The sequence below is a fragment of the Anaeromusa acidaminophila DSM 3853 genome, assembly GCF_000374545.1.
Classification (GTDB): Bacteria; Bacillota; Negativicutes; order Anaeromusales; family Anaeromusaceae; genus Anaeromusa; species Anaeromusa acidaminophila.
Map to the genome: position 1 here is coordinate 30,168 of NZ_KB894582.1, position 20,860 is coordinate 51,027.

Below are 20,860 nucleotides of genomic sequence, written 5' to 3' on the forward strand. Positions count from 1 at the left end.
TTAGCTTTAATTTTTATTTGTAGCTTGCCCTGTTTTGTTGCCCTCTATTTTCTCTTTCCTTTGCTTGGTGTTTTGTACTGCAGCGCCTGACGGTAGAAAGTCAGCTTTTCTTCCAGCTTCCGCAGGTTTTCCGCTAACTTTTTCTGTTCCTCTAAGACATTTTTGTGATGCTCTTCCAGCATTGCTAACCGTTCCTGCATCGTGCTGTCTCCTTGATAGCGCAGCTGAGCATAGCGGCGAATTTCTCGAATGGGCATACCTGTTTCTTTGAGGCGCTTGATGAAATGAAGCCATTCGACATCCTGCTCGGTGTACTCGCGGCGTCCGGCGGCGTCTCGTTGTACTGATAGCAAACCTTCTTGTTCGTAGTAGCGCAGCGTCGGGCCAGTGAGGCCGGTCAGCTTTGAGAATTGTCCAATGGCATAACTCATAAAAAACTCCTTGACTTCAAGTTAACTTTAAGTACTATGCTTTTAGTATAACAAGTAGAGGGGGCTAAAACAATGCAAAATGAACGTTGGACAAAGGGATGGGACAGACTGGCGGAGGTGGACGGCCATGCCGGTGAAATGGTAGTGGACGGGCTTAAAGATATTGCGCCGGACTTAGGGCGTTATATTGTAGAATTTGCTTTTGGGGATGTGTATTGCCGCGAAGGGCTGGATCTGCAGGAGCGGGAAATGATTACATTAGCCAGCTTGCTGACCCTGGGAGGCTGCGAGACGCAGTTGGAGGTGCATTTGCACGGAGCATTGAACGTAGGCGTAACGCCGCAGAAGATTATAGAAACCTTTTTGCAGTGCATTCCCTATACCGGTTTTCCCAGAGTGCTCAATGCCGTGGCAGTGGCTAAACGGATTTTTGCGCAGCGTCAAGTGTCGCTGGAGTCAAAGGAAATTTAATATGCGACGTAGAAACAAAAGAAGCATTGAGGCATTCAATGCTTCTTTTTCACGTTTGCCAGGATTTATAAGTTTTTCAAGGTTTGGGAGATTCTATATGACCGGCGGCATAACTGTATTTGAGGCAAGATTTCCGCGCGACTCTCAAAAATAGGAGACGACGGCAGTTCCGTGAACTCGCTGGCGCTCAGACATACGGAACTTTTTTCCATCGTCTCCTGTTTTTGCGTCCTGCGGACCGTCTTGCTCCAAAAAAGTCTCAAATACAGTCACGGCCACCGTAGTATCAGCCATACCTTCTTTTTACTCCAGCCACTCTCTCTGGTCTGTGTTTTCGGCTTTTCTTATGTTTTGTATTTGAAAGGAAGTCGGTTCTATGTTTGGCATTAGCCATTATGAGATGTTTTTATTAGCCGGTATTGTTCTTAATATTACGCCAGGGTCGGATACTCTCTATATTTTGGGACGCAGCGTGTCGCAGGGGAAGAAGGCGGGGTTATATTCGGTGATGGGCATTAGCTCCGGCTGTGCGGTACATACGCTGTTGGCGGCGTTAGGGCTTTCGGTGCTTTTGGCGCAATCTGCTGAAGCGTTCATGGCGGTCAAGATAGCCGGTGCATTATATCTGGGGTATTTGGGCTTGCAGCTTCTGCGCAGCAAGGAAAGCATGCTGGCGGCCGTGCAAACAGAGGAAGTATCTAGAAAAGATATCTATCTGCAAGGGCTTTTGACCAATGTCTTGAACCCCAAAGTGGCATTGTTCTTCGTTTCCTTTTTGCCGCAGTTTATTGACTCGCAGAATCAATATGGCATTTTGCCCTTCATGCTGCTGGGTGTTACTTTTTTGACAACCGGTACGCTATGGTGCTTGTTTTTGGTGTTCTGCTCAGCTCGCGTAACCGCCTGCCTGCGGCAGAGCCAGACGATGGCTAAACGCCTTAACAAGATTTGCGGCGGCATCTATGTGCTGTTGGGGGTTAAGCTATTGACTTCCGAGCGCTAAAGGGCCAAAACTTTATTCACATCTCGCGCCCAAACAGTGCTTTTTTCATCAGACTTTGTCAGAAATCCTCGGCAGAGCGCCGCTATGCCTGCGTTTTCTTTCGCGCCTGACGGAAAATCTCTAGTTTTGGCGGAGTGTTCATTAAAGTATTGGACCTTTAATAAAAAATGAGTGGTAGTCGAAATACGAAAGGAAAACAAGGGTTTGCCGTGCTGGATTATATTTTGCCTCCCTTGTTAAAGGGAGGTGCCGCCGTAGCGGCGGAGGGATTTGAAAACTCGTAGCCCTCATTCGTACCCTTCTTTGACTCCCTTTACTCCTGTTTAAAACCGCATTCCGCAGTCATTGTACGCTGATTTGGAGGTACTCAATATGAGACATAACACGATGAAGGAAAAACTGCAAAAAGGAGAGCTGGTTACCGGCTGCATGCTGCAGGGGTATCTGCCGGCGCTGGTGGAAATCTGCGATTTGGCTGGGTTTGATTTTGTCTTTTTAGATGCGGAGCACGGGCCGTTATCGCCGGAGGACTGCGAAGGCCTGGCTCGGGCGGCGGAGGTCCGGGGCGTTACGCCGTTGGTGCGGGTGCCGGATTTGCAGGAGAGCACGCTGTTGCGGTATCTGGATGTGGGGGCGATGGGCGTCATCTTGCCGGGCGTGTCCAGTGCGCAAGAAGCTAAGGCGGCCGTCTCGGCAGTGAAATATCATCCGATGGGAAAGCGAGGGCTAAATGGCGTGCGCGCTTCCGGATACGGTATGGAGAAGCCCTTGGCGGACTATGCGCAGGAGGCCAACCGGGAGACGGTAGTGCTGGCCATTATCGAAAATACGGCGGCTATGGAAGCGTTGCCGGATATTTTACAGGTAGAGGGATTGGATGGCGTAATTTTTGGCGCCATGGATTATTCGCAGGCGGTGGGCGTCCCGGGACAAGGCCAGCATCCACTGGTGCAAGCAGGCTATGAAATAGTATTGGCGGCGGGGCGGGCTGCTGGCAAGCCGGTGGGGACCGTGGTCCGCGCCGGGGAAGCGGCGGAAGGATATGTGCAGCAAGGAGTTCAAATGATTTTAACCAGCGCCTTTGGCCTTTTCGGCAGGGAAGCGCGCCGGTTTGTACAGACGGTACAGCAAGAAGCGGCTAAGGGAGAGTGAGAATGATGGTGACAAGTCATGTAATTGCCCGGGCGGCGGGGGAAGAAACACTTAGAGAACGATGCTGGCGGCAATGTCGTCATTGCGGTGAAAAATTTGAGCAGTATCGTCAAATGTTTAGCTTGAAAAAAGAACCTGTCTGCTGTCCGCACTGCGGCAAGGAGCTGGATGCAGTAGAATTGCTGGATTAAAAAGGCGTTCGAACTAAAACCGAAAGTAGCTGGAAGGTACTAAGCGGTTATATAATAAATGATTGTAAGAGCCTTGAAGGAAATGGAAGATGGATCAGGAATCTTATCGATAGTAGTATGAATGATGAAAGAGAGCGTGAGTAGCATGAGTAATGAGAAACGAGTACAACAGGCAGTAGAAGCCTTTATGGATGGTAAATCTTGTTCTCAGGCGGTGTTTTTCGTGTATGGTCCGGCTTTGGGAATTCCAGAAGAGGCGGCGTTGCGCATTTCCGGAGCTTTTGGCGGCGGCATGGGAAATTTGTCCGAAGCTTGCGGCGCGGCAACCGGAGCGTTCATGGCGATTGGGGCCAAGGGACTGCCCAAAGAAGAAACATATCAATTGGTACAGGCCTTTGCCAAAGAGTTTCAAGCGAAATACGGCTCTATTCACTGCACGAACCTGCTAGGCTTTGATTTGAGTACGGAAAATGGCCGTGAGGGTCGCAAAAACAGCGGCCTTGGTCATGAGTATTGCGCCCAGTATGTGCGAGGCGCAGCGGAAATTTTGGAAAACCTTTTATTTTCGGCCGCGACAAAATAGATAGGTAAAACAGGCGTATCTTTTTGGAAAAACGGGAGATCTGGAGTTGGAAAGAAAACAATAAGATTGATTGACGTTGCCGCCTTCTTTTGCTATATTGAGTCGGTATGGCTTGTTTTAATTTAGCAAATGAATGCTTGAAAGTACGAGGTGGTACTTTATGATGCGCTGGGTGAGACGGGCTTTGATTGGCAGACCTTTGCACAATCGTGAGCTTGCGCATGAAAAATTGCCGAAATGGAAGGCACTGTCTATTTTTTCTTCAGACGCACTGTCTTCGGTAGCGTATGGTCCGGAACAGATTATGATTACTTTAGTAGCCGCTCCAGGCATTGTCGCCTACGGCTACATGTCGCCAGTAGCGTTGTCAATTTTGCTGCTCCTGGCGATTGTTGTTTTGTCCTATGTCCAGGTGGCGAAAGCCAATCCGGGCGGCGGCGGCGCCTATGCGGTAGCTAAGAAAAACCTTGGAGAGATGCCGGCGCTGGTAGCGGCAGGTTCGGTGTTTGCCGATTATGTTCTTACTGCTGCGGTGAGTGTGTCTGCGGGAACCGCGGCAATTATTTCAGCCTTTCCAGAGTTGTCGGGGAATGAAGTAACCTTGGATTTGGTGGTGCTCTTCGGCATCTTAATGATGGTGAATTTGCGGGGCGTGCGTGAGTCTTCCAATGCCTTTGTGATTCCGACATACGCCTTTTTGCTAGGCGTTGTGGTACTGATAGGAGTTGGCGTTTGGAAATCGCTGTTTGATGCGCCGTATATACTCCCGGCGGCTTCCATGGCAAAACAGCAGCTGGATTGGGCCATGCTGTTTTTAGTCTTGCGCGCTTTTGCCAATGGCTGTAGTTCGATGACAGGCGTAGAGGCGATTGCTGACAGCGTGCCTATGTTCCGTTCGCCTGAAGCTCGTAATGCCGCCGTGACGACCTACTGGATGGCGGGCATTCTTGGTTTTATGTTTATCGGCATTTCCTATTTGATTATGCACTATCATATTATGCCGATACCGGAAGTAACGGCTATGTCGCAACTGGCGGAACAGATTTTCGAACGTTCGCCTATGTACTTCTATATTCAGATTACAACTATGCTGGTGTTGTACTTGGCGGCCAATACGGCTTATAACGGCTTGCCGGTGCTTATGTCCATTGTGGCTAAGGACGGCTATATGCCGCGTTATTTGGCGGCTAGAGGCGAGCGGCTGACGTTTTCTAACGGCATTATCCTGCTGACCGTGGCTGCTGGGCTTTTGATTGTCGCCTTTCAGGGCAACACGGAGCATTTGATTTCCCTTTATGCCATCGGCGTTTTTATTTCCTTTACCGTGGCGCAGAGCAGCATGGTGGTTCATTGGAACCGCGAGAGAGGCGCCGGTTGGCAGTTCCGGGCGTTTCTTAATGGTTTGGGCGCGACCGTGACCGGCATTATTGTAGCTGTTATTACGGCGACAAAATTCCTCTACGGCGCGTGGATTGTCCTTGTCTTTATTCCGATTATGATTTATATCTTCAAAGCCGTACGGGCGCATTATAATGTTGTAGCCGATCAATTGCATCTGCCAGAGGAGAGCTACAATCAGGGCGCTGAAGTATTTCCCAAGGGTAAGCATATTATTATCGTTCCTGTGGCTACGCCGACGCGGGTGGTCTACAATACCATTCGCTACGCTAAAACCATCGGCGATAATATTATTGCCGTCAATATCGCGGATAATGCCGAAGCGGAAAAAAAACTGCGCGAAAAATGGCAGCTTTGGGACCCCGGAGTGGAATTGAAGATTATCCGGTCTCCTTTTCGGCTGCTCATGCGGCCGCTGATCCAGTTTATTGAAAAGAAAGAACGCGAGAAGGGGCCTAATGACTATATTACGGTGATTATTCCGGAGTTTGAGACCAGTAAGCCGTGGCATCGTTTTTTGCACGGCCAGACCGGTTTGTTTTTGCGTAACGCTCTGATTTGGAAAACCAATGTGATCGTTAGCACCGTGCCATACCACTTAAAAGAATAGAGAATAAGAAAAGCAGCCTGGCAAGGCTGCTTTTCTTATTCGATGAAAAGAAATGGCCTATATATTAATGGAATAATTTGTTAATATATAGGCAAGTATAATAGGCGTAGACTCATATAAAATAGAGATACGATATGCTTGAAGCGATCAGAAAAATAATCTTTTAAAAGGTATGTCGGAGAAAGGAGCGACAAGAGGCTATGAATTTGCGTATCTTCGTTTTAGATAAGAAGGGGCAGGCAAGCGTAGAGTATTCATTAATTTTGTTGCTTGTCTTTCTTGCGGTCGTTGGCGCGGCCTCGCTACTGGGCGTTGGCCTCCAAGAACTTTATACCGAGATCGCTGCTACTCTACAAAACTTATAGAGAATGTACGATGACTTTGTTCATGGAAGCGCTTGCCGAGTGGAAGACTTGCAAGTCGGAATGAACGCATTGTTTTGGCGGCTGGCTCGCATCTAAACCCGGTGCCAATATTCCTCCGCAGCGTAGTCTAGCATCGTTATAAAAGAGAAGAGGAGGGGGAGTATGGAGGTTTTTGTTGCCAGACAACCTATTTTCGACAATAAAATTGAAGTAGTGGCTTATGAACTGCTTTATCGCAACGGCATGTTCAATCGTGCCGAACCAATTGATGATAATCAAGCTACTACCGACGTCCTGACCAATGTATTTTTGCAAATGGGCATAGATACCATTGCTGAAGGAAAACGAGCTTTTGTGAATTTTAATGAAGCATTGTTGTTGCAACAAGTTCCTCATTTATTGCCTTCAAATATTCTTGCGGTTGAGATTCTAGAGACGGTTATTCCTAGTGAAGCCTTGTTGCAGGCCTGTAAGAAGCTGAAACAGGAAGGCTATTGGCTTGTATTGGATGATTTTTTGCCAGCGCCGGAGTGGCTTCCGTTGGCTAAAATTGCCGATATCATAAAAGTGGATTTTAAAAACCCTCAAAGCCTTGAAGCAAGGGAGTATTTGCTGCGCCATGACGTTCATCAACCGGAATATTTGGCGGAAAAAATAGAGACGAAAGAAGAATTTATGCGAGCGCGCAAACAAGGATATTCTTTCTTTCAAGGTTATTTTTTTCAAAAACCAATTATTTTATCGCAAAAAGAAATGCCATTGGCGAGCATTCAGCATTTGCGGCTGTTGAAGGAACTTTATGCTGAAAATGTCGATTTGAGAAGGTTTGAAGAAATTGTTAAACGAGATATGTCGCTATCGTTTTTGCTTTTAAAGTATGTCAATTCGGCATTTTTTAGCTTTCGCTCGCCGATCCAATCCATTCGCCATGCCGCGGCGCTGCTTGGACAGCGTGAATTGGCAAAATGGCTGGCTTTAGTGACCTTGCGCAATTTGGGAGAAGATCAGCCTTCTGAAGTATTACATGTGTCTGTGTTAAGAGGGCGGCATTGCGAATTGATTGCGGCTTGTTTGCCCCAATGCAGGATGGCAGTGGAGCAATTCTTTTTTGTAGGCTTGTTTTCGTTGCTGGATGTATTTATAGGTAAATCGCTAGCGGATATTTTAGAATACTTGCCTGTTGGTGAAGAGGTGAAGCAAGCGCTGCTAGGAGGAAAAAATGTCTTGAATACAGTGCTGAATTTAGTCGTTGCTTATGAACGAGGTCAATGGTGGGACGTGCAGCAATATAGCGATGAACTCAGGCTTCCCTATGATCAACTGGCGCCGACCTATATTTCGGCAATTTGCTGGGAGCAAGAGCTATTTAGGAAAGACGCTTGAGAGCGTAGCGAAAAAAGAAACCTCCTTCCAGGGGTTTTCTTTTTTATGTAGAAATTAATCAAAAGAAAGAACCGGCAAGGGAAGTGTTTGACTTGATAAAACAAGAGCGTCTGCAGCGACTGCTGCAAGGCATGAAGGTGGCGGAAATGCCGCAACTGCTGGTATCGGATCCAGCATCGCTTTACTATCTCACAGGGCAGTGGTTTTCGCCGGGGGAACGGATGTTGGCTTTGTATGTAAGCTTGGAGCAGGAACCGCTGGTCTTTCTGAATGAGCTGTTTCCGTTGCAGGAAGAGATCGGTGTAGAAATTGTGCGTTTTGATGACACTCAGGACGCGGTGGCTAAAGTAGCGGAGCGGGTCCGTAAGGATCGGCTTATGGGCGTGGATAAAAATTGGCCGGCGCGGTTTTTGCTGCGACTGATGGAGTTAAAAGGCGGCAGCCGCTTTGTCAACGGGTCGGCGGTTTTGGATCGCCTGCGCATGTGCAAGGACCAAGAGGAGATCGCGTTGATGCGGGCGGCGTCTCGTGTTAATGACAGGGCTATGAAGCATTTGCTGGAATTGATACCGCAAGAGCTGTCCGAAAAGACGATGGCCAGGCAGCTTTTGGATATCTATGAAGGCTTGGGAGCGCAAGGGTTTTCCTTTACTCCTATTGTTGCTTATGGCGCGCATGCCGCCGATCCACATCACAAAACAGGCACAAGTACGGTGCGGGTGGGCGATTGTGTACTCCTCGATGTGGGCTGCAAAAAAGATTCCTACTGCGCGGATATGACGCGGACGGTCTTTTATCGGCAGGTTACGCCGTTGGGTCGCAAAATATATGAAACCGTACTGGAGGCCAACCGGAGGGCCATTGCTACGGTGAAGCCGGGGGTGCGCTTTTGTGATATTGACGCGGCTGCGCGGCAAGTTATCGCGAGTGCCGGGTACGGGGCTAATTTCACTCATCGTACAGGGCATTCGATTGGGCTGGAGACGCATGATTTTGGCGATGTCTCTGCGGTCAACACGGAAATGGTGCAGCCGGGGATGATTTTTTCCATTGAACCAGGCATTTATTTGCCAGGACAGCTGGGCGTACGCATTGAGGATTTGGTGCTGGTCACGGATGACGGCTGCGAGGTGCTGAATGCGTATTCGAAAGAGCTGACCATTGTGGAGTAATGGGAGATGCAGAGGTAGCTGCAAAACAGCGGAGCGCACCGATCGGTGCGCTCCGCTGTTGCTTGCGTAAAGAGGTGTTTATTTTTCGATCATGTAAGGGTAGGTCGTCGTAGTGCGGGGGGACAGCACTTCTTTGATAGCGCGCTGACTGATCCAGCGGTGCAGGTTGACTGCACTGCCGGCTTTGTCGTTGGTGCCGGAAGCGCGGCTGCCGCCAAAGGGCTGTTGTCCGACAACGGCACCGGTTGGCTTGTCGTTAATGTAGAAGTTGCCTGCCGCATGATCCAGGGCTTTTGCAATCTTGATGATGGCGTTGCGGTCTTGGGCGAAGACCGCGCCGGTCAAGCCATACACGGTAGCGGTGTCGCAAGCATGGAGGGTTTGCTCCAGCTCGGCATCCGGATATACATAGATGGTGAGAACCGGTCCGAAGATTTCCTCCACCATGGTTTTAAAGGTAGGAGTTTTAGCCAAAATAACCGTAGGTTCTACGAAGAAGCCGATGCTGTCATCGCAGCCGCCGCCGATAATGACTTCCGCATCCGGGGAGCTTTTGGCGTAGTCTACATAGCTTTTGATGTTATCGAAAGATTTGCGGTCAATAACGGCATTCATCAAATTCGTGAAGTCGCAGACATCGCCCATTTTGATGGCGGCCACTGCTTTTTCCAGACGGGGTTTTACTTCGCTCCAGAGGCTGGCCGGAATATAAGCGCGGGAAGCGGCGGAACATTTTTGTCCTTGATACTCAAAGGAGCCCAAGACAAGAGCGCTTGTCAGCGCTTCTACATCAGCCGACTTGTGGGCAAAAATGAAGTCTTTGCCGCCGGTTTCGCCGACCAGGCGCGGATACGTAACATAGTTGGCGATGTTTTGGCCGACTTGGTTCCAAATGCCGTTGAAGACGCCGGTGGAGCCTGTAAAATGGAAACCTGCCATTTTTGGGTGGCTGACGACGATCTTGCCGAAATCGGAGCCGCGGCAAGGAAGGAAATTGATGACCCCGGCGGGCAACCCGGCTTCCATGAGAATCTGCATGAAGTAGTAATTGGAAAGAACCGCTGTCGACGAGGGCTTCCAAAGCACCGTATTGCCGACCATGGCCGGAGCGGTGCACAGGTTGCCGCCGATGGAAGTGAAGTTAAAAGGCGTAATAGCGGCGACAAAGCCGTCCAGGGCGCGATATTCTACACGATTCCAAATGCCGTCGGTGCTCAAGGGCTGCTGCTTATAGATTTCTTGCAGGTAGTAAGGGTTGAAGCGCAGGAAATCGGCCAGCTCGCAGATGATGTCGATTTCCGCCTGGAAGGGGTTTTTGCTCTGACCAAGCATACAGGAGGCGGCTAACTTAGCGCGATACTTGCCTGTAAGCAGTTCCGCCGCTTTCAGAAAGATGCTGGCGCGGTGTTCCCAAGGCATATGTTCCCATTCTTCGCGTGCGGCTTCCGCCGCAGCGATGGCCAAGTTGAGTTCCGACTCGCCTGCAACATAGTATTCGCCCAATACGTGCTGATGATCATGAGGGCAGATGATTTGCTCTTTGCGGGTTGTACGGACTTCTTGTCCGGCGATGATGAGAGGGACTTCCACGAACGACGCCAACTGGCGCTGTAGTTCTTCTTTCAAGGCCAGTGTCTCCGGAGAACCGGGCATATAGCCTTTAACAGGCTCGTTGACAGGATGTTTGACTTCAAAATAGGCATTGTTCATAGCGGCTCCTCCTTAACTTACATAAAAAATAATATGGCCTTATCTTAGCATAGAGGAGGAACTCCGGTGAATTATGAGTATTTGAAGAGACCCTACAGTTTCTTTGAAGGCTATTTAGAGGCGCTTTCGATTACTTGCGTTTTGAAGTGTTTGTTAGAGGAAAATGCAGGAGATCTTTTTCTACCAACCAGGAATGGACGCACTGGACAAACTTTCTGGCGGCCGGGGGCATTTGTTTGAAAGAAAGGGCCGCCAGGCCGATTACGCGGTGTTCTTCTGGAGCTAGCGGGATTAGATGTACATCCGGCGGCACGTGCTCTAAAATGAGCTCAGGCAGGATGCTGATGCCGAGGCCGAGCTGGACCATGGCTAAAATGGTGCGTTCTTCCATCAGTTCGTATTGGACCTGCAGCTGCACGCCATGCTCAAGAAGCGTGCGGCGTATATTATCATCCGCCCCCCATTGAGGCATGATGAACTGTTCATCCCGGATTTGAGAGAAGGTGATGGATGCTTGCTCTCTCAGGGGATGCTGCGGCGGTAGAATCACCATTAGCCGATCTTTATACAACGGCTGAACCTCGAAAGACTTGGAGATCGGCAAAGAAACAAAACCGAAGTCGACGGTTTTGTTGGAAATCCACTCGTTCATTTCATCATAGCACCCTAAATAGGTCTTAACTTCGATATGGGGGTATTGCTTGTGAAAAGAGGCAAGAATTCCGGGAAGCCATTGCATGGAAACGCTGGATAATGTGCCGATTCGGACCAGACCGGTTTCAATGCCTTTGATTGCTAACGCTTCCTGGAGCAATTGTTCTTCGTGGTGCAAGATTTGTTTTACATGTACGAGTATTCGCTCGCCGTTATTCGTCAGGAGCATGCCGGACCGTTCTCTTTTGAAAAGAGGAAAGCCTAGCTCGCCTTCAAGCGTTGAGATTGCGTAGCTGACGCCGGACTGGGCCATGTTCAATTTATCGGCCGCCTTGCTGAGACTGCCGAGTTCGGCAATGGTGCTGAAAATATAGTATTTAGAAGTAAGCAAAGAGAAAACCTCCGTTCGCGTGTCGATAGGTGGTAATAGCTTACCTTTACTTTACTGGAAGACTTGCTTGTAGGCAAGGTGATTTGTGATAAGCAGAGTCAAAGGAGAGTGTAGCTAAGTCCACAAGAGATGATTATTGTAGAGTGGCGAAAACAAGTTTTGAACAAGAGAATCGGCGACGGCGCTGTAGGCAGCTAGGGTCGGCTTAAGTCCCCCTTGTTAAAGGGGGACGGCCCGCAGGCCAGGGGGATTGTATTTAAAAAGAAAAAATCCGCAAGCAGCGTAATGCTGGTCGCGGATTTTTTCTTATTCGTTTTATTTGTTCAAACGTTTCGCGAAGGAAGGCAGAATCAAGCCCAGCGCCAGGAGGGCGAAGGGGGTCAAGATGTTAAGCGTGATCTGGAAGTACCACTGCGAGGTGTAGACGGCTACGCCTTTAGGGAACATGCCCATGATGCAGGCAAAGGCGGTAAAGAGGAAGCACCACGCGCCGATGCCCATGCCCAAAGTAGGATTTTTAACGAATTTGTAGTCGGAGACAAAGGAACCTGCCAGACGGCGCAAGGCGATGTAGGCGGCGAACACCCACAGATAGCGCAACGGCATAACGATGGAGTTAAGGTCTAGCAGCCAGTTGTACAGATCGTTCATATTGCCGATGCCCAAAGCAGGGATGATAATGAGGATGCCCACTAAAACGGCAGTTAGCTTGTAGCCGTTGATGGGAGCGCCATGTTCATTCGTTTTGGTTAAGATGTTGGGGATGTATTTGGAATCGCCTTCGGCCAGCATGACCTTGAGCGGTGCGTCAATAGAGAAAACCAGCGCCGAAATCTGTCCGGCAAATTGAGCAAACGCATAGAGCATGAGGAAAAGATTGCCTACGCCGTAATATTGGCCCAAGAGCTGGAAGGCGTAGTATTGACCGTTCATTTTCAGGTCTTTAGGAATGTTGTTGGAATCGAACATCATGCCCATGGCCAAAGAGCCCAGCAATGCGGAAAGAACGACTAAAACGGCGAGGATGATCATGCCCCGGGGGAATTCCTTGGAAGCATTATACGTATTGTTGACATAGGGGGCGATTTTTTCCGAGCCGCCGACGGCAAAGACCAGCATGGAAATGGTCGTGAAATACGTAAAGTCAAAGTTGGGAATAAAGGTGTGCAGACTGAGATCGGTAGTGGCGGAGGTGACGCCGCGCAGGGCGGGAGCCGCCATCATCAGCAGGATGTAAAGAAAAGACATAACAAGCATAGATGTGCCGGCGATCATGCCGATGCGTTTGAGAGAAGTAACGCCGCGCGAGGCAATCCAGAGAAAGAAAAGAAATAAAGCCAAGGTCATCAACTGCAGTACCATGGGGCTAAACATTTTGACAAACTTGCCGTCCTGGAAAATACCCCAGCCCATCGCGACCAGGATCATCTGCGGTTTTTGCGCCAAATAGGGGACATGGACTACCCAGTAGGTCCAGCCGGCTAAGTACGCTAGGAGCGGGCCGGTGGTGGACCTCATCCAGGTGCTGACGCCTGCTTTGCCTTCTTTAAAGGTTGAACCCAGCTCGCCGACCATTAGCGCGTAGGGGATGAAATATAAGGCATTGATCAAAATCCAGGAAACGATAACCGTCAGGCCCTGGTTGGCATAGTTGTTTACCACATTGCCGAAACCCCAGACCATGATGAAGGCCATAACGGCCAGGTTGTACCAGCGTAAATTCTTTTCGTTTTGAGTTTCCACGCTTAGACCTCCTTTTTTGTTTTAGAATTTTAGTTGTCCTTGCAATTTTCTTACGTTATTGTAACATTTTCTGTCCATTCCAGGCAATCGTATTTTATAGAAATTCCACAACGGGAGTACAAACAGTGAAAGCTTGCGGAGTTATGAAAGTGCTGTTTTTGTATCATGCACGGTAGTTCCTTGACAAGCGACAAGAAACGAGATATAGTTACCCTTGCTAATAATTAACAATGGTAACTATATGTAAAAAAGCGGAGGAAGCTCCATGCAAGGATTCTTTAGGCAGTGTCTGCCCCTGCAGCGCCGGATTGTCGCTAAGCTGAATGAACGGTTAGAGGGTTTTGGTTTGTGCTACTCGCAGTGGACGGTGCTATACTATGTGAAAAATCATGGTTCTACTGTTTTAGGGGAAATTGCCGCTTATTACGGCGTGAAAAAGCCGGTGATTACGCGTTCCGTGCAGGCCTTGGAGGCGAAGCGGCTGGTGGAACAGCTTCCCAGCAGAGACCGGCGAGAAAAGTTAATCCATTTGACGGCCAAAGGCGAAGAAATTTACGCAGCCGGGCGTCGTTTGATTGACGAGCTGGAACAAGAAGCGCTGGCAGGTCTTACGGAGACGGACGTAACAACGCTTTTTGCGGCCATGGCAACGATACGAAAAAATTTACAGGTATAGGTGATAACAAGAATGCAGGAACATACTACCTTATGGACGCGAGACTTTCTGATCGATTCGTCGGTAAATCTACTTCTTTATTTGACGTATTACTTGCTGATTTTGACGATTACCGTCTTTGCCAGCGAGACTTTTGAGGCGACGCCCAGCCAGGCGGGCTTGGCATCAGGCTTGTTCATCCTAGGAGCGTTGGTGGCGCGACTATTTGCCGGACGGTCGATTGAAGGACTGGGCTGTAAGCGCATGCTGTATATGGGCGTGGGATTACTGATTGGTACAACCGGACTTTATTTTGCCGTCGGGAATTTGCAGGCGCTCTATGCGGTGCGATTTTTCAACGGCTTGGCTTTTGGCGTTTGCTCTACCGCCACAGGTACGATTGCGGCGCATTTGATCCCTAAAGAGCGTCGCGGCGAAGGAATGAGCTACTATGCCATGAGCGGCACCATTGCCTCGGCGATTGGGCCTTTTTTAGGGATGGTTCTTTGTCGTTACAGTACGATGGACATGATCTTTCTTTTTTGCTTCGTGTTGGCTCTTTGTTGTTTGGGAGGCGTTCTTTTTTTGCGGGTACCTCCTTTGCAGCTGACGTCGGAACAGCGGCGGCAGGCGGCAAGCTGGCGGCCGGACAGCTTTTTTGAGTCTAAAGCGCTGCCGATTGCTTTTCTTAGCTTGCTCATGGGCTTTTGCTATTCCAGCGTGCTTGGCTTTTTGACTTCTTATACGAAGGAAATCGGACTTTTAGGGGCAGGCAGCTTTTTTTTCATTGTTTATGCGGCGGTTGTTTTTCTTTCCCGTCCGCTGACAGGACGGCTTTTTGACCAAAAAGGCGAAAACATGGTGATGTATCCGTCGTTCGCTTTTTTTGCGCTGGGCATGCTTTTGCTTAGCCAAGTGCAGGCGGAAGGCATGCTGCTTTTTGGGGGCGCTTGCATTGGCCTAGGATTCGGTACGTTCTTTTCCTGCGCGCAGGCTCTGGCGGTCAAGGTGTCTCCGAAGCATCGCATGGGTCTGGCGACGTCGACCTTTTACATTCTTTTAGACGGCGGTATTGGTGTGGGACCCTTTCTTTTGGGTATGCTGGTGCCTTCGCTGGGGTTCCGGGGCCTTTATGCAGCCATGGCGGCGCTGGCGCTGGCCTGCGGTATCCTCTATCGCCTGCTCCACGGAGCTAAGGCTGGCTGGGAGGAAGAAGAACTGGCGGCTTGACCCCGAGTGGAACGGCTGGAATATAGGAAGGGAGGAGCCATGTGCTTTATTCGATTTTGGCTTTTATTTCCGGGGCGGCCTTAACGATACAGGTAGGGATTAATGGAAAGCTGTTAGGGCAAATGGGCAGCCCTTTGTTGACTGCATTGATTAGTTTTTTGGCGGGAACCGCAGGCTTAGCTGTGACGTATCTTTTTGCAGCAGCCAATGGGATGCAAGCGATGCCTGCAATGGGTGCGTTTCAACAGACGCCGCTATGGATGTGGTTGGGCGGGCTTTTAGGAGCGTTTTATATTTTTTCGGCTATTTTTTGTGTGCCGCAAATTGGGTTTGCCAATATGTTCAGTTTGGTTGTGGCGGGGCAAATTATTTTAGCGCTGCTTTTCGACCATTTTGGGGTGCTTGCGGCTGGGACGCATGAAATAAGCCTGCTGCGTCTGCTTGGCGTGGGCCTTTTAATTCTAGGAGTGTATCTCATTCAAACACAGTAGCTTTTGGCGGTCGCCGCTGTGATTTTTCTATTACTAGACCGGATGCGACGGTAGAACGTCATGTCCGGTCTGTTTTTTTCGCAGTTCCGACGGAGCTCGATTCTGGTATTTTTTAAAAACGCGGCTGAAATAATTGCTGTCGTCAAAGCCGACGGCCGCGGCTATTTCGGTAATGCTAAGGCGGTCTTCCGTCAAGAGCGTAACCGCTTTAGTTGTACGGATATAGTTAATATAATCCATCGGACGCTTGCCTGTAAGGGTTTTGAAAAGGCGGCAGAAATGTTGCTCGCTGAGATTGGCCAAAGCAGCTAGCTGGCTTAAGCGAATCGTTTCCTGGTAATGAGTGTCGACGTACTCCAGCGCCGCGCGCAACTGCGCCAGAGAATGCTGCTGGCGTTGTAGTTCAGCCGGCGGCAGCGCCTCCTGGCGATAATGACGCAGCAGATGGACAAGCAAAAGGTAGAGCTGGGCTTTGATAGCTAGTTCCCAGCCGGGCTGCAAGTGCTGGTATTCTTCGGTAATCGTCTGGATGCGTTGGCTTAAAGCCGGATCCGGCGGCAGCTTGTTTTGAAACAAGAGCGTTCCTTGAGCCAGCGGCGTTAGGTAGTTGAGCTGACATAAATCCTGTTGGCTGCTGGCCAGAAAGGGCAGGTCGATTTTTAAAATAACATAGATCAAGTGGTCGCTTTCGGTGACGCCGTAATGAAGTTCTTGACTGTTAATGACTAGCGTGTCGCCTGGGCCCAGGCGGTTTAAGCGGCCATTGCAATGAATAAGGGCTTCTCCCTGTTCGCAATGCAGGATTTGTAGGGCTTCATGCCAATGCTTTTCAAAGAGCGGTCCGGCTAAAGCTCGTTTGCTGCGAGCGATTTTTACGGGGAAATCACGGTATAGAGCGGCGGTCCAGTGCGTGTTGTGGGTGATGTCGCCGGGGTGGGCGGCCCCGGGCCAGTATTCGCCGGTGCTAGGCATAGTAGGCTCCTCCTTGAAGTAATTTATATTCATATTATGCTAAAGATAACGAATATCCTTCATGACATTCAGCATCATTCTCTATATGATAGTACTATATTTTAAAAGTAGCGGGTTAATTTTTTGCTAAACTTTTTATAGAGGTGTAAGGATATGGAGTATCTTCGGAAGATGGACCGGAATTATTTACTGTTTTTATTGTCTACGGCTTTAGTCGGCGTGGCTCAGAGCGTGGACGGGTCTACGCTGACCAATTATTTACGGGATGGCCTGGGAATGATGATTTTGGAGCGTTCGGCGCTGGAGTTTCCCCGGGAATTGCCGGGCTTGTTTATGGTGGGAATTATCGGTATGCTGGCGTTTTTAGGCGATACCCGGACGATGATGTTGGGGAATCTTTTTTCCGCGGCAGGCATGTTTGCTTTGGGCATGATTCCGCCGGACTATGCCTTGGTAGTTGTCAGTATTTTTGTTTATAACGTTGGCACCCATATTTATATGCCTTTGTCCAACAGCATCGGCATGAGCTTTGCTTCGGCAAGCGATTTGGGACGGAGCTTGGGACGGATGAACGCCGTTAACACGCTTACGTTGGTTCTCAGCAGCGCTGTGCTTTGGGTGCTTTTCACTTTTTGGCATATTTCTTACACGACTGCTTTTACAATTGGGGCAATCGCCTTTGTGCTGGCGGCTGTGCCGTTGTTTTTTATGAAGCCGCTTGAAGGTACCCGCAAAACGCCTCGTTTTGTTTTTCGTAAAGAGTATAAGCTGTACTACTGGCTCAGTGTACTTTTTGGCGCGCGTAAGCAGATTTTTATTACCTTCGGCCCTTGGGTGCTGGTGGATATTTTCCGACAGCCTGTGGCGACGATGACCTTGCTGTTTTTTATCGTTTCTATTGCCGGTATTTTCGTGAAACCCTGGCTTGGCTCGGCTATTGATCGGTATGGAGAAAAACAGGTACTGAGCGGCGAAGCGATTTGCTTCTTGCTGGTTTGTCTTGGGTATGCGTTTGCGGCGGATTTGCTGCCTTATTCGTGGGCGCTGCTTCTCATCTGCTTCTGTTATATTGTGGACCAGGCTCTGAACGCCGTGAGCATGGCTCGAGCTACGTATATGCGTAAAATTGCCCTGGCGCCGGAAGACATTTCCCCGAGTCTTTCCCTAGGTACGAGCATTGACCATTTGGTGACCATGGTGCTGCCTATTTTAGGCGGTTTTGTTTGGTACAACAGCGGACCCAATGGTTATAAATACGTATTCTTGGGCGGTGCGGTTATTGCGCTTTTGAATTTCATCTCGGCGCGCTTTATTCATATCAAGGAGGCCAAGGCGGAGGGGGTGGAGCATGGAAAGCTAAAAAAATAAAAGAAATTTTGGCAAGGACTAAGAGCGCTTGTAAGCGAACTGAATTATAGATGTGAAAATGAGCGATTCTTTTTAGTGGAGATAAAAATGATGTTGGAGACGATAAAGACAACCTATCCGGCGCTGACGCAGCGCGATTTTCGCTACTTCTGGTTTGGTCAGTGTATTTCTCTGCTGGGTACCTGGATGCAAGCGACAGCGCAGCAATGGCTGGTCTATTCGTTGACGAAATCGGCGTTGCTCTTGGGCTTGCTGGGAGTAGCTCAATATGGACCTATTATGTGTTTATCGTTGCCTGCTGGCGTTTTTATTGATCGGTATCCGAAAAAAAGTTGCTGCTATTTACCCAAGTTAGTCTTATGCTGCAAGCTTTTTTTATGGCGTTGCTTATTTGGACCGAACAGGCGACGTACGAAAATATTCTGATGTTAGCTTTTTTATTGGGCCTAGCCAATACTCTGGAGCAGCCAACGCGTCAGGCGATGATGCCGGAGTTAGTCGGGCGGGATTATATTCGTAGCGCGGTGGGGTTGAATTCGGCGATTGTGAATGTAGCCCGCATGGTGGGGCCAGCCTTGGCGGCGGCTTTGATGGTCGAATACGGCGCAGGGCTGCTGTTCTTTTTGAACGGAATAAGCTTTATTCCTGTGCTTTGGGGGCTGGCTTTAATTCAGACGCGGCCAGCGATTGTGCAGGATCATACGGCAAAGGTGCTGCAGGAAATCCGGGCTGGATTGATGTATGCCAGAACAAATCGGGTTCTTATGCAAGGCTTGCTTTCCATGCTGATCGTTTCGGTTTTTGTTATGAATTTCAGTATGATGGCCCCGTTATATGCAGCGGAAATTCTTGGAGAAGGCTTAGATGTTTACGGGCTGCTTTTATCCGCCCTTGGCGGGGGCTCTCTGGCGGCAGCCATCTTAGCGGCATCCCGTGCGCAAGGAAGTCCCTCCCTGAACGTATTGCGCGGCAGCGGATTGGCGGCTGCTGCGTTGCTAGTGGCGGGCACTTTTTTGCATCACGTAGCAGCGGCGGTAGTTTTATTTTCTTTATTGGGTTTTTGCTGCATTCTCTTTATTACTACGACCTTGTCATTGGTGCAACTTCATACGGAAGATGCTTTTCGCGGGCGTGTTATGAGCATTTATTCCTTTGTTTTTTTGGGAATTACGCCTGTGGGGAATTTGTTGACCGGCGTATTGATGGAATGGGCTGGTGCAGCCGGTGGGCTTGTTGCATGCGGTGCGGCAGCGATTATCGGTTTGCTGCTTATTGAGTGGCGAACCAAGAATAAGACCTAAAGACGAAAAAACAGCATACTCCGGCAGAGATGGCTTCTGTCAGAGTATGCTGTTTTTATAATAGGAGATAGGCGCTTTAAGCAGTTTCTCTCATTACTTATACGAAAAGGTCAAGAGGGTGTCTTTTTTTGGCAGCGTCTTTATCCGCGGCGTCTTCCGGAGAGTCCGTAGCTGAGTCGGCTTTTGCATCCGCAGGAGAGGCGGTATCGTCCGGCTTGTGTGAAGCGGCAGAGCTGGCAGCGATATTTTTATTGATATCCTGGGACAGCTTGCCGAGCTTGGCTTCGATCCTGCCTAACCCGCCGGCAGCTTTCATCATAGCTTCTGACTGATATTTGATGCTGCCTCCCGTACGAAGACTGTTGGCAATCTCGCTGGTGGAAATTGCAATCTCGCCAGTTAGGCGGCTTTGCAATTGATGCAAGTCGGTCATGTTTTTCTGCAGGGTCATTAATTGGTTTAAACTGTCGGATACAGCCACGCCTTCGTGAGTGAACACTTCTTTTTTTCTGAGAGCGGGGGTTTCTTTTTGAGCCGGTTCCGTTTGCTTTTGTCGATCTTCAGCAGTAAGCTGCTGTATTTGCGCATCGAGCTGGCTGATTTGCTCGGTTAACGTTTTGATTTTTTCCTGTTTACTTAACGGATCATCATTGCTGGCTTGAATTTTTTGTCGTTGATCCATAAGCTGTTGCTTTTGGCGTTCTAAAGCCTGAAGTTGGGGATTTCCGTGTTGTCCGGACGGGGAAGTAGCATTATTGACGGCTGTAATTGCCATGAAAGACGCCTCCTCAAGAGAGTTCTATGTAGTATATCGATATTATCCGTAAGTTTTATAAGAATTAATTACCTGTTGTAGCGGATATTATGCAGATCTTTCTAAAAAATGGCACTGCACCTACTATTCAAACAATAATTATTCTCATTTACAATTGTGTTAGTGAGAAGTATAATTAGAAAAAACAATGAGAAAACCGCTATGTTAAAGGAGCTGTTGTTTCAACGCTAAAGAAGGAAGCGGTTTTTCGGTTTAAAAGGGGATGGGAAAATGTCGACTTATTGCCATAATGAAAAAAGCGTTTCTTTGTCGCAGCGTGAATTGAAAGAAAGCGCATTGGGAGACAAAGTTTTATTGTTGGGGACGTATGCATTTTTCGTAGCGTTACTGACGGTACTGATGGTATACGGGGTGCAGCAGGGAATGGTGTTTGATTCCGGCGCCTTGAATTAAGGAAGCAAATTTCGCGATAAAAGACTCTTTCTGTAAAACAGAAAGAGTCTTTTATTCTTTTGGAAACGTCTATGGATAAAGAGCTGCAAAAAACAAGGACTTAAGTCTCAAAAATAGACTTGAGAGTCAAAAAATGGGAAGTTTTAGGCTTTTTTAAAGCAAGGAGCCTTGACGGAAGTCTTAAGAAAACGATACACTTGTTTTGAGAATTCTTGGAGATTCTTTTTGAGACAAGCATATACTGTAAAATTGTAAAATAGCAAACTTGCTGAAAGGCAAGGACGCAAAGCCATGGATCTACGGACAGATGTCTATGATCGCCAGGTTGCCGATTTTTTTGGTTCCGAATTCGACACTG

At 48.9% G+C, this 20,860-nt stretch carries 21 protein-coding genes, 1 pseudogene and 1 riboswitch; of the genes and pseudogenes, 15 read left to right on the plus strand and 7 right to left on the minus strand.

Features of this window, described 5'->3' with window-relative positions:
* Positions 1 to 44: 44 nt before the first annotated feature.
* Positions 45 to 431 (minus strand): MerR family transcriptional regulator, encoded by a 387-nt coding sequence (locus C508_RS0100200; protein WP_018701516.1) that lies wholly within the window; start codon positions 429 to 431, stop codon positions 45 to 47.
* Positions 432 to 503: 72 nt separating this feature from the next.
* On the opposite strand from C508_RS0100200, the gene C508_RS0100205 reads away from it, so the two are divergent.
* Positions 504 to 902, plus strand: coding sequence for a carboxymuconolactone decarboxylase family protein (locus tag C508_RS0100205; protein WP_018701517.1), 399 nt, complete (start codon positions 504 to 506; stop codon positions 900 to 902).
* 144 nt (positions 903 to 1,046) lie between these two features.
* Here the strand turns inward: C508_RS0100205 and C508_RS20205 are convergent, their stop codons facing one another.
* On the minus strand, positions 1,047 to 1,196 hold the full coding sequence (locus C508_RS20205) for a hypothetical protein (protein WP_018701518.1): 150 nt from the start codon (positions 1,194 to 1,196) through the stop codon (positions 1,047 to 1,049).
* An 82-nt stretch (positions 1,197 to 1,278) separates the two neighbouring features.
* Between C508_RS20205 and C508_RS0100215 the strand changes: the two genes are divergently transcribed.
* The 8 genes from C508_RS0100215 (at position 1,279) to C508_RS0100255 (ending at position 8,759) form a co-directional block, all read left to right on the plus strand.
* On the plus strand, positions 1,279 to 1,905 hold the full coding sequence (locus tag C508_RS0100215; RefSeq protein WP_018701519.1) for a LysE family translocator: 627 nt from the start codon (positions 1,279 to 1,281) through the stop codon (positions 1,903 to 1,905).
* A gap of 372 nt (positions 1,906 to 2,277) precedes the next feature.
* On the plus strand, positions 2,278 to 3,057 hold the full coding sequence (locus C508_RS17415) for an HpcH/HpaI aldolase family protein (RefSeq protein WP_018701521.1): 780 nt from the start codon (positions 2,278 to 2,280) through the stop codon (positions 3,055 to 3,057).
* Between the two features lie 2 nt (positions 3,058 to 3,059).
* Positions 3,060 to 3,248, plus strand: coding sequence for a hypothetical protein (locus tag C508_RS0100230; RefSeq protein WP_018701522.1), 189 nt, complete (start codon positions 3,060 to 3,062; stop codon positions 3,246 to 3,248).
* Between the two features lie 145 nt (positions 3,249 to 3,393).
* Positions 3,394 to 3,831, plus strand: a complete 438-nt coding sequence (locus C508_RS0100235; RefSeq protein WP_018701523.1) for a C-GCAxxG-C-C family protein — start codon at positions 3,394 to 3,396, stop codon at positions 3,829 to 3,831.
* A gap of 160 nt (positions 3,832 to 3,991) precedes the next feature.
* Positions 3,992 to 5,839 carry an APC family permease gene (locus C508_RS0100240; RefSeq protein WP_018701524.1) on the plus strand — a complete coding sequence of 616 codons (1,848 nt, stop codon included), beginning with the start codon at positions 3,992 to 3,994 and terminating at the stop codon, positions 5,837 to 5,839.
* Between the two features lie 200 nt (positions 5,840 to 6,039).
* Positions 6,040 to 6,204 (plus strand): Flp family type IVb pilin, encoded by a 165-nt coding sequence (locus C508_RS20210; protein WP_018701525.1) that lies wholly within the window; start codon positions 6,040 to 6,042, stop codon positions 6,202 to 6,204.
* Between the two features lie 162 nt (positions 6,205 to 6,366).
* Positions 6,367 to 7,587 carry an EAL and HDOD domain-containing protein gene (locus tag C508_RS0100250; protein WP_018701526.1) on the plus strand — a complete coding sequence of 407 codons (1,221 nt, stop codon included), beginning with the start codon at positions 6,367 to 6,369 and terminating at the stop codon, positions 7,585 to 7,587.
* Positions 7,588 to 7,670: 83 nt separating this feature from the next.
* A complete protein-coding gene (locus C508_RS0100255; protein ID WP_422664639.1) occupies positions 7,671 to 8,759 on the plus strand; it encodes a M24 family metallopeptidase in 1,089 nt (362 codons plus the stop codon).
* Between the two features lie 78 nt (positions 8,760 to 8,837).
* Here the strand turns inward: C508_RS0100255 and pruA are convergent, their stop codons facing one another.
* The 3 genes from pruA to C508_RS0100270 form a co-directional block, all read right to left on the minus strand.
* Positions 8,838 to 10,469: an L-glutamate gamma-semialdehyde dehydrogenase gene (pruA, locus tag C508_RS0100260; protein WP_018701528.1), complete on the minus strand. Its 1,632-nt coding sequence runs from the start codon at positions 10,467 to 10,469 to the stop codon at positions 8,838 to 8,840.
* 130 nt (positions 10,470 to 10,599) lie between these two features.
* The gene (locus C508_RS0100265; RefSeq protein WP_018701529.1) at positions 10,600 to 11,514 is read right to left on the minus strand and encodes a LysR family transcriptional regulator; all 915 of its coding nucleotides are present in this window, start codon (positions 11,512 to 11,514) and stop codon (positions 10,600 to 10,602) included.
* 315 nt (positions 11,515 to 11,829) lie between these two features.
* A complete protein-coding gene (locus C508_RS0100270) occupies positions 11,830 to 13,257 on the minus strand; it encodes an amino acid permease (protein WP_018701530.1) in 1,428 nt (475 codons plus the stop codon).
* Between the two features lie 265 nt (positions 13,258 to 13,522).
* Here C508_RS0100270 and C508_RS0100275 point away from each other — a divergent pair, with 265 nt between their 5' ends.
* From C508_RS0100275 to C508_RS0100285, 3 genes are read left to right on the plus strand one after another with little or no spacing between them, the layout of a single operon-like run.
* Complete coding sequence (locus C508_RS0100275; protein WP_018701531.1) at positions 13,523 to 13,933, plus strand: MarR family winged helix-turn-helix transcriptional regulator; 411 nt, start codon at positions 13,523 to 13,525, stop codon at positions 13,931 to 13,933.
* A 12-nt stretch (positions 13,934 to 13,945) separates the two neighbouring features.
* Positions 13,946 to 15,142 (plus strand): MFS transporter, encoded by a 1,197-nt coding sequence (locus C508_RS0100280; RefSeq protein WP_018701532.1) that lies wholly within the window; start codon positions 13,946 to 13,948, stop codon positions 15,140 to 15,142.
* 41 nt (positions 15,143 to 15,183) lie between these two features.
* Complete coding sequence (locus C508_RS0100285) at positions 15,184 to 15,633, plus strand: DMT family transporter (RefSeq protein ID WP_018701533.1); 450 nt, start codon at positions 15,184 to 15,186, stop codon at positions 15,631 to 15,633.
* Positions 15,634 to 15,666: 33 nt separating this feature from the next.
* Here the strand turns inward: C508_RS0100285 and C508_RS17420 are convergent, their stop codons facing one another.
* Positions 15,667 to 16,605 (minus strand): AraC family transcriptional regulator, encoded by a 939-nt coding sequence (locus tag C508_RS17420; RefSeq protein WP_018701534.1) that lies wholly within the window; start codon positions 16,603 to 16,605, stop codon positions 15,667 to 15,669.
* 153 nt (positions 16,606 to 16,758) lie between these two features.
* On the opposite strand from C508_RS17420, the gene C508_RS0100295 reads away from it, so the two are divergent.
* Both C508_RS0100295 and C508_RS17425 read left to right on the plus strand, forming a co-directional pair.
* Entirely contained in the window at positions 16,759 to 17,973 is a 1,215-nt protein-coding gene (locus C508_RS0100295) for an MFS transporter (protein WP_018701535.1), read from the plus strand.
* A 90-nt stretch (positions 17,974 to 18,063) separates the two neighbouring features.
* Positions 18,064 to 19,274, plus strand: a pseudogene (locus tag C508_RS17425) (MFS transporter).
* A 97-nt stretch (positions 19,275 to 19,371) separates the two neighbouring features.
* Here the strand turns inward: C508_RS17425 and C508_RS0100305 are convergent.
* Positions 19,372 to 20,049 (minus strand): FlxA-like family protein, encoded by a 678-nt coding sequence (locus tag C508_RS0100305; RefSeq protein WP_018701536.1) that lies wholly within the window; start codon positions 20,047 to 20,049, stop codon positions 19,372 to 19,374.
* Between the two features lie 270 nt (positions 20,050 to 20,319).
* On the opposite strand from C508_RS0100305, the gene C508_RS0100310 reads away from it, so the two are divergent.
* Positions 20,320 to 20,502, plus strand: a complete 183-nt coding sequence (locus C508_RS0100310) for a hypothetical protein (protein ID WP_018701537.1) — start codon at positions 20,320 to 20,322, stop codon at positions 20,500 to 20,502.
* Between the two features lie 248 nt (positions 20,503 to 20,750).
* Positions 20,751 to 20,835, plus strand: a riboswitch (cyclic di-GMP riboswitch).
* Positions 20,836 to 20,860 lie beyond the last annotated feature (25 nt).